This window comes from Pseudomonas sp. A25(2017) (genome assembly GCF_002001065.1).
Classification (GTDB): domain Bacteria; phylum Pseudomonadota; class Gammaproteobacteria; order Pseudomonadales; family Pseudomonadaceae; genus Aquipseudomonas; species Aquipseudomonas kilonensis.
In genome coordinates this window covers 109,875-117,588 of sequence record NZ_MUOA01000076.1, presented here as the reverse complement: position 1 = coordinate 117,588, position 7,714 = coordinate 109,875, and the positions used below count along the sequence as shown (strand labels likewise).

Genomic DNA, 7,714 nt, shown 5'->3' with positions numbered 1-7,714 from the left:
TTTGAACACTTGAAGGGTTCACCCAGAGGCGCAGGCTTGTTCCTATCGTCGGTCTAGGCCAGATGCATTCTTTATCGGCGCTTGGGTGAAAGGAGGAGGGGTGAAATCTCCCACGGTCTGTACTGCGCGAACAGTCAGAATCGAGCTTTGTCCCTCCTCCTCCCTTCAAGTCCTACCATACAAGCGAGCTTGCTCGCGAAGAGGCCGGCACATCCAATATCTTCATTGGCTGTGAAACCGCCTTCGCGAGCAGGCTCGCTCCCACAGGAAAAACGCGTTCGCAAAAAAGCCAGGTCGGCTGTCAGGCCGCCTCGATTTTGATTTTGATTTTGATTTTGATCTGGGGCGCCCCGTTAAACCACGCTGGCTGAACGAAGGCATTGCGCAGTGGGCAACCCGGCATGGATGCCGGGTTAGCCGCGCTGGGCCATGGATGGCCCTTCGCGGCGGCCCACGGAGCGATGCCTTCGTTCAGGCATGCCGAGCCTAAGCGAGGCACCGAGTGGTGGGGCAAAGCGTTTTTGGTTACTTTTGGCGCTCTTCCAAAAGTGACCCGCTGTAAGAGCGGAACCGTAAGTGGCCCTTACCGCAGAAACGGATATACACACCATCACCCGCAACACCACGTGCAACTTAGACGTTAAAGCGGAAGTGCATCACATCACCGTCCTTGACGATATATTCCTTGCCTTCCAGACGCCATTTACCAGCCTCCTTGGCACCGGCTTCACCCTTGTACTGGATGAAATCGTCATAGGCGATGACTTCGGCGCGGATGAAGCCTTTTTCGAAGTCGGTATGGATCACGGCCGCGGCTTGTGGCGCGGTAGCCCCGACGCGAACGGTCCAGGCGCGGACTTCTTTTACGCCAGCGGTGAAGTACGTCTGCAGGTTGAGCATTTCATAACCCGCACGGATCACGCGATTCAGGCCAGGCTCTTCCAGGCCCAGGGCCTCCAGGAACATGTCCTTCTCTTCGCCGTCTTCAAGCTCGGCGATTTCCGCTTCGATCTTGTTGCAGACCGGTACCACGATCGCGCCTTCTTCTTCGGCGATAGCTTTTACCACGTCCAGCAGCGGGTTGTTCTCGAAGCCGTCTTCGGCAACGTTGGCAATGTACATGACCGGCTTGGTGGTCAGCAGGTGGAAGCCACGAACGATCTGCTTCTCATCGGCACCCATGTTCTTGATCAGGCTGCGTGCCGGCTTGCCCAAGGTGAAGTGAGCGATCAACTGCTCGAGCAGGGCTTTCTGGGCGACGGCGTCTTTGTCGCCACCCTTGGCATTGCGAGCGACTTTCTGCAGTTGCTTCTCGCAGCTGTCGAGGTCGGCGAAGATCAGTTCCAGGTCGATGATTTCGATATCGCGTTTCGGGTCGACGCTGTTGGAGACGTGAATCACGTTCTCGTCTTCGAAGCAGCGGACCACGTGGGCGATGGCATCGGTTTCGCGGATGTTGGCCAGGAATTTGTTGCCCAGGCCTTCACCTTTCGAAGCCCCGGCCACCAGGCCGGCGATGTCGACGAACTCCATGGTGGTCGGCAGCACGCGCTCCGGGATCACGATGGCCGCCAGGGCTTCCAGGCGCGGATCGGGCATCGGCACGATGCCGGTGTTCGGCTCGATGGTGCAGAAGGGGAAGTTCTCGGCCGCGATACCGGATTTGGTCAGGGCGTTGAACAGGGTGGACTTGCCGACGTTAGGCAGGCCGACGATGCCGCAATTGAATCCCATGGTGTTTCCCCTCGGATAAGTGTCAGGCCTTCTGGCTGTGCAGGTTTTTCATCGCGCGGTTCCATTCACCGGCGAGGATATCCGGCAGCACGCCGAGGGCAAAGTCGATGCTGGCATCGAGTTTTTCCTGTTCGGCGCGAGGCGCACGACCCAGGACAAAGTTTGAAACCATACTGGCAACGCCCGGGTGGCCGATGCCGAGCCGCAGGCGGTGAAAGGTATTCTGATTACCCAGTTGCGCGATGATGTCGCGCAACCCGTTGTGACCGCCATGGCCGCCGCCTTGCTTGAGCTTGGCAACGCCCGGAGGCAGGTCGAGTTCGTCGTGGGCCACCAGGATTTCTTCAGGCTTGATGCGGAAGAAACCGGCCAATGCCGCCACGGCCTGGCCGCTGCGGTTCATGTAGGTGGTGGGAATCAACAGGCGAACATCCTGACCCTGGTGCGAGAAGCGACCGGTCAGGCCGAAATACTTGCGATCGGCTGCCAGGCTGAGGCCTTGTGCGTGCGCGATGCGCTCAACAAAAAGGGCCCCTGCGTTATGCCGGGTCTGTTCGTATTCAGCGCCTGGATTTCCCAGGCCAACGATCAGTTTAATGGCAGTCACGATAGGGGCCCTTCCTGGAGTGTGGGTAACAATGTCGCAATCAGGCGGTGTTGCGACAGTGGACAAAAATGGCGGATTTACCGTTAAGTAAACTTCGCGTTCTCGCCCGCTGTCTCGCTACGTTCCAGTCCGCGATGTTTCCGGTCACTCCGGCGACAGAGTGAAATTACTCTGCAGCGCCTTCTTCAGTGGCTTCTGGAGCAACACGTGGAGCGTGGACGTTGGCAACAGCCTTGTCATCGCCGTGTGCCAGAGCAACAAACTCAACGCCTTTAGGAGCCTTGAGGTCGGACAGGTGAATGATCGTGCCGACTTCGGCGTCAGCCAGGTCGACTTCGATGAATTCAGGCAGGTCTTTCGGCAGGCAGGTCACTTCGATTTCCGAAACAACGTGCGAAATTTCGCCGCCTTTCTTGATCGGAGCAGCTTCGCCAACGAAGTGTACAGGCACGATAGCGGTCAGTTTCTGGCCAGCTACTACGCGTACGAAGTCGGCGTGCATCACGTGGCCTTTGGCCGGGTGACGCTGCAGGGCTTTGATCACGACGTTTTGCTTGGTGCCACCAATGTTCAGCTCGATGATGTGGCTGTAGGCCGCTTCGTTTTCGAGCAGTTTGGCAACTTCTTTGGCCAGCATGCTGATGGACTCAGGGGCTTTTTCGCCACCGTAGACTACAGCTGGAACCAGGCTTGCGAGACGACGCAGGCGGCGGCTCGCACCTTTCCCCAGGTCGGAACGCACTTCAGCATTCAGAGTAAAATCGTTCATGTTGTATCTCCAAAATAGCCATTTCCGAATGACGTCTGCGACCGACGCCAAAGCGGTATGGGCAAAAAAGCCCCGCCCCAACATGAGTGTTGGGGCGGGGCGCTTTTCGTCAACGAGATCTCCTGGAAAGGGCAGGGCCCTTAACGGAACATCGCACTGATCGATTCTTCATTGCTGATGCGGCGAACCGCTTCGGCAACAACCGGTGCGATATCCAGTTGGCGGATACGCGCACAGGCTTGTGCTGCAGCGGACAGCGGGATGGTATTGGTCACCACCAGCTCGTCCAGCACTGAATTTTCAATGTTTTCGATCGCTCGACCCGACAGCACAGGGTGTGTGCAGTAGGCAAAGACCTTGGCAGCGCCATGCTCTTTCAGGGCCTTGGCCGCGTGGCACAGGGTGCCGGCGGTATCGACCATGTCATCGACCAGAATACAGGTACGCCCTTCGACGTCGCCGATGATATGCATCACTTCGGAGTGATTGGCTTTCTCACGGCGTTTGTCGATGATACCCAGATCAACGCCCAGGGATTTGGCAACTGCCCGTGCACGCACGACGCCGCCAATGTCCGGGGACACGATCATCAGGTTTTCGAAGCGCTGATCTTCAATATCATCCACCAGGACCGGGGAACCGTAGATGTTATCCACGGGGATATCGAAGAAACCCTGAATCTGGTCAGCATGCAAATCAACCGTGAGGACACGGTCGATGCCGACTACGGTCAGCATATCAGCCACGACTTTCGCGCTGATCGCCACACGTGCGGAACGCGGACGGCGATCCTGACGGGCATAACCAAAGTAAGGAATAACAGCAGTGATACGAGTAGCCGAGGAGCGACGGAAGGCATCAGCCATCACGACGAGTTCCATCAGGTTATCGTTGGTCGGAGCGCAAGTCGGCTGAATAATGAAAACGTCTTTACCGCGAACGTTTTCATTGATCTCGGCAGTGATTTCGCCGTCGGAGAACTTACCGACAGAGATGTCACCGAGAGGGATATGCAGCTGACGTACGACACGCCGAGCCAGATCGGGGTTAGCGTTCCCCGTAAAGACCATCATCTTGGACACGCGCAGTACCTGAAGGCTGAGGGTATACCTGGATGAGTATAGGAAAATGGCAGGGGCGGCTGGATTCGAACCAACGCATGGCAGGATCAAAACCTGCTGCCTTACCGCTTGGCGACGCCCCTGTATCTGTTGCTGCGAGTGCCCAGCACTCGATTCCTTTTAGAGCAGGTCTTGCAGCTTGCGATGCAACATCGAAACGTTGCTTCCTTTTGCTACAAACCCTGTAAGGGTCTCTGTCAGAAGGGCCGAGACTTTATCAGCTTCAGCTTTGCTTGGGAAGCCCCCAAACACACAACTTCCAGTTCCGGTGAGTTTTGCTTCGGTAAATTTACCTAACAAATTCAAAGCGTTACGAACATCTGGATAACGCCTTGCTACCACCGGTAAGCAGTCATTTCGACTGTTTCCCTTGGGAACGGGGCGCACTTTAATGGGAGGAGAGTTACGTGTCAACAGTGGATCTGAAAAAATTTCTGCTGTACTTACAGATACTTGCGGCACCAGCACCAAGTACCAGGGTTCTTCGGGTTCCACCGGGGTGAATTTTTCCCCGACGCCCTCGGCGAAAGCGGCGTGGCCACGCACGAAAACCGGCACGTCGGCGCCCAGCGTCAGGCCCAGGGCCGCCAGGCGATCCACGTCCCAACCCAGCTGCCACAAATGGTTGAGGCCCAATAAAGTCGTTGCCGCATTCGAGCTGCCGCCACCGATGCCACCGCCCATGGGCAGGATTTTTTCGATCCAGATATCGATGCCCAGCGGACAACCGGATTGCGCCTGGAGTTTTTTCGCGGCCTTGACGATCAGGTTGCTGTCGTGGGGAACGCCTTCGAACTCGGTGTGCAGGCGAATCACCCCGTCGTCGCGTACGGCAAAGGTGATTTCGTCGCCGTAGTCCAGGAACTGAAAAATCGTCTGCAACTCGTGGTAGCCGTCCGGACGACGGCCGAGGATGTGCAGCATCAGGTTGAGCTTGGCCGGGGAGGGCAGGGTCAGGTGTGCGGCGCTCATGTCATTGCCCCAGCTTGCGCGGCTGCCATTGCTTGATCACCAGCGTGACGTCGAGGTTGCTGCCGTGCAGCTTGATGCGTTCGGGCAGCCAATAACCGTTCTGCTGGGCATAGCTGAGGTATTCGATCTGCCAGTCATCCTGTTCCAGGTTGGACAGGCGGCTGTCGGCATCGAGGGTCAGGCGACTTTTACTGTCCGGTGCCGGCAGCCCGCGAACCCACCAGGTCAGGTGGGAAACCGGCAGCTTCCAGCCCATTTGTTCTTCCAGCAGCGCTTCGGGCGTGGGCGCCTCGTAGCGTCCCTGGTTGGCGACTTCCAGCGACACCTGGCCCGGCCGGCCGGTCAGGCGGGCCGCACCGCGACCCAGTGGGCCTGACAGGCGAATGTCGTAGTAGTCCTGGCGTTGCAGCCAGAACAGCGTGCCACTGCCGGAGTCTTTCGGGGCGCGGATGCCGATCTTGCCGTCGATCTGCCAGCCGTCGAGGCTGCTCAGTTGTTGCTTGTGCTCGCGCCATTGGGCCTGGTTGCCCTGGCCCTGGACGGATTCACGGGCGCCGAAGCCCGCGCAACCGGCGAGCAGGGCGATGAAGCTGAAAACGATGAGATGGCGCAAAAACATAATCTTAAAGAGTCTCGGATCCGGTCAGGCGTTTGATGGTGCTGCGCAAGATAGGGCTGTCAGGCTGATCCTTGAGGAATCGGCTCCAGATCTGCCGGGCTTCGCGTTGTTTGCCGTTGGCCCACAGGACCTCGCCCAGGTGAGCGGCGACTTCCTGGTCGGGAAAGCGCTCCAGGGCCTGGCGCAACAGGCGTTCGGCTTCGTCGAGATTGCCCAGGCGGTAATTCACCCAGCCTAGGCTGTCGAGCACCGCCGGGTCTTCCGGATTGATCTGGTGGGCCTGTTCGATCAGCAGCTTGGCTTCGTCATAACGGGTGGTGCGATCCGACAACGTATAGCCCAGGGCGTTGAGGGCCATGGCGTTGTCCGGGTCACGCTGGATGATCAGGCGCAGGTCCTTTTCCATCTGGGCCAGGTCATTGCGTTTTTCCGCGAGCATGGCGCGGGTGTACAGCAGGTTCAGGTCGTCCGGGTACTGCTTCAAGGCTTGTTGCAGCACGTTCCAGGCTTTGTCGCCCTGATTGTTGGCCGACAAGGTTTCGGCTTCGATCAGGTACAACTGGATGCCGTAGTCCGGTTGGGAGTCGCGTTGTACCGCGAGGCGGCTCTGGGCTTCGGCGGTCTTGCCATTGCCGATCAGGATATCGGCCTGGCGCAACTGTGCCGGCAGGTAGTCGTTGCCCGGGCCAACCTGGGCGTACTCGATCAGTGCGCTCTCAGGGTCATTGCGTTCCTCGGCGATGCGACCCAGGTTCAGGTGGGCCGAGTCGACGTGGCTTTCCCGGGCGATCAGGTCTTCCAGGTAACCCTTGGCCTCTTCCCAGGCCTTGGCTTCCAGGCAGACCAGCGCCAGGGAGTAGCGCAAGTCGTCGTCTTCCGGGTATTGCTGGACCAGGCTGGAGAACTCCACCTTGGCGTCGTCCATGCGGTTGTTTTCCACCAACATGCGGGCGTAGGTGAGGCGCAGGCGTTTGTCGTCCGGGTACTTCTTGATGCTTTTTTCCAGCAGCGGCAGTGCTTCGTCGCCCCGGTTCAAGCCTTGCAGCAGGCGTGCGCGCAGCAGGATCGGCGCCACTTCGCCGGCTTCCGGCGGGTTGTCTTCCAACAGGGTGAGGGCGCCCTGGGTGTCACCGTCCTGTTGCAGCAGCAGGGCCTTGCCGAAAATCAGCTGGCCGTTGTTCGGGTGGCGCTGCAACAGGCGATCGAAGCTTTTCATCAGGCCGTTGCGAGTTTCCTGGTCGGTATCGGCGGCGGACAGGGCCAGGAAGTCGAAATGGGTGTCGCCCTTGCCCAGCAGGACTTTCTCCATATAGATCATGGAGTCGTCATAGCGCCCGGCCCGGGCCAGTTGCACGGCGGCGGCGCGCTGTGCTTCGAGGTCGTCCGGGGCATTCTTGGCCCAGATCAGCGCGGTATCCAGCGCTGGCTGGTCGGCGCCCAGGTATTCGGCAATGCGAAATGCCCGCTCGGAGATGCCCGGATCCTGGGTGTTGATGGCCTGGGTCACGTAGTTGTCCAGGGCAATGTCGAAGCGATTGCGCTGGCCTGCCAGTTCGGCGCTCAACAGGCTGAAGATGGTTTCTTCGCTGAACGAGCCGTAGACCTTGGGTTTTTCAGGTACCTGCACACTGTCTTCGACGGGCGGCGTACCGTCCGTCGAAACGGGGGCCATGGACTGGCAGCCGCTGAGCAAGGCAAGGGCGAGGAGCAACGCGGAAGATCTATTCATATAGGAAGAGGACGACTAACCTGCGGTCGGATCATCATGACACAAGCCTTCGGTCAAACATAACCGCCCCGTCGATTTACAACCCCGGGCAGGGCGATAGAGATCGAGTGGTTGTTCTGAATCTGACGAAGTAGGACAATTGCCGGCTTCACGTCACCATCAG

Annotated in this window: 7 protein-coding genes and 1 tRNA gene; all 8 read right to left on the bottom strand. The window is 58.7% G+C overall.

What is annotated here, in order from left to right; all coding sequences use genetic code 11:
- Positions 1 to 633: 633 nt before the first annotated feature.
- Positions 634 to 1,734 (bottom strand): redox-regulated ATPase YchF, encoded by a 1,101-nt coding sequence (gene ychF, locus B0E42_RS20290; protein ID WP_003205534.1) that lies wholly within the window; start codon positions 1,732 to 1,734, stop codon positions 634 to 636.
- A gap of 22 nt (positions 1,735 to 1,756) precedes the next feature.
- On the bottom strand, positions 1,757 to 2,341 hold the full coding sequence (pth, locus tag B0E42_RS20285) for an aminoacyl-tRNA hydrolase (protein ID WP_018606430.1): 585 nt from the start codon (positions 2,339 to 2,341) through the stop codon (positions 1,757 to 1,759).
- Between the two features lie 166 nt (positions 2,342 to 2,507).
- Positions 2,508 to 3,110 (bottom strand): 50S ribosomal protein L25/general stress protein Ctc, encoded by a 603-nt coding sequence (locus B0E42_RS20280; RefSeq protein ID WP_018606432.1) that lies wholly within the window; start codon positions 3,108 to 3,110, stop codon positions 2,508 to 2,510.
- Between the two features lie 140 nt (positions 3,111 to 3,250).
- On the bottom strand, positions 3,251 to 4,192 hold the full coding sequence (locus B0E42_RS20275; protein ID WP_003171603.1) for a ribose-phosphate pyrophosphokinase: 942 nt from the start codon (positions 4,190 to 4,192) through the stop codon (positions 3,251 to 3,253).
- 47 nt (positions 4,193 to 4,239) lie between these two features.
- Positions 4,240 to 4,314: transfer RNA gene (locus B0E42_RS20270), tRNA-Gln, on the bottom strand.
- Positions 4,315 to 4,351: 37 nt separating this feature from the next.
- Positions 4,352 to 5,203, bottom strand: coding sequence for a 4-(cytidine 5'-diphospho)-2-C-methyl-D-erythritol kinase (ispE, locus tag B0E42_RS20265; RefSeq protein ID WP_077507132.1), 852 nt, complete (start codon positions 5,201 to 5,203; stop codon positions 4,352 to 4,354).
- A 1-nt stretch (position 5,204) separates the two neighbouring features.
- On the bottom strand, positions 5,205 to 5,822 hold the full coding sequence (lolB, locus tag B0E42_RS20260) for a lipoprotein insertase outer membrane protein LolB (RefSeq protein WP_018606458.1): 618 nt from the start codon (positions 5,820 to 5,822) through the stop codon (positions 5,205 to 5,207).
- A gap of 4 nt (positions 5,823 to 5,826) precedes the next feature.
- On the bottom strand, positions 5,827 to 7,551 hold the full coding sequence (locus B0E42_RS20255) for a tetratricopeptide repeat protein (protein ID WP_033062615.1): 1,725 nt from the start codon (positions 7,549 to 7,551) through the stop codon (positions 5,827 to 5,829).
- Positions 7,552 to 7,714: the final 163 nt, after the last annotated feature.

What these genes read in the sequence shown, in the direction of transcription:
- ychF (WP_003205534.1), bottom strand. Translation starts at nt 1,734, where the DNA reads ATGGGATTCAATTGCGGCATCGTCGGCCTGCCTAACGTCGGCAAGTCC.
- B0E42_RS20280 (WP_018606432.1), bottom strand. Translation starts at nt 3,110, where the DNA reads ATGAACGATTTTACTCTGAATGCTGAAGTGCGTTCCGACCTGGGGAAA.
- ispE (WP_077507132.1), bottom strand. Translation starts at nt 5,203, where the DNA reads ATGAGCGCCGCACACCTGACCCTGCCCTCCCCGGCCAAGCTCAACCTG.
- lolB (WP_018606458.1), bottom strand. Translation starts at nt 5,822, where the DNA reads ATGTTTTTGCGCCATCTCATCGTTTTCAGCTTCATCGCCCTGCTCGCC.
- B0E42_RS20255 (WP_033062615.1), bottom strand. Translation starts at nt 7,551, where the DNA reads ATGAATAGATCTTCCGCGTTGCTCCTCGCCCTTGCCTTGCTCAGCGGC.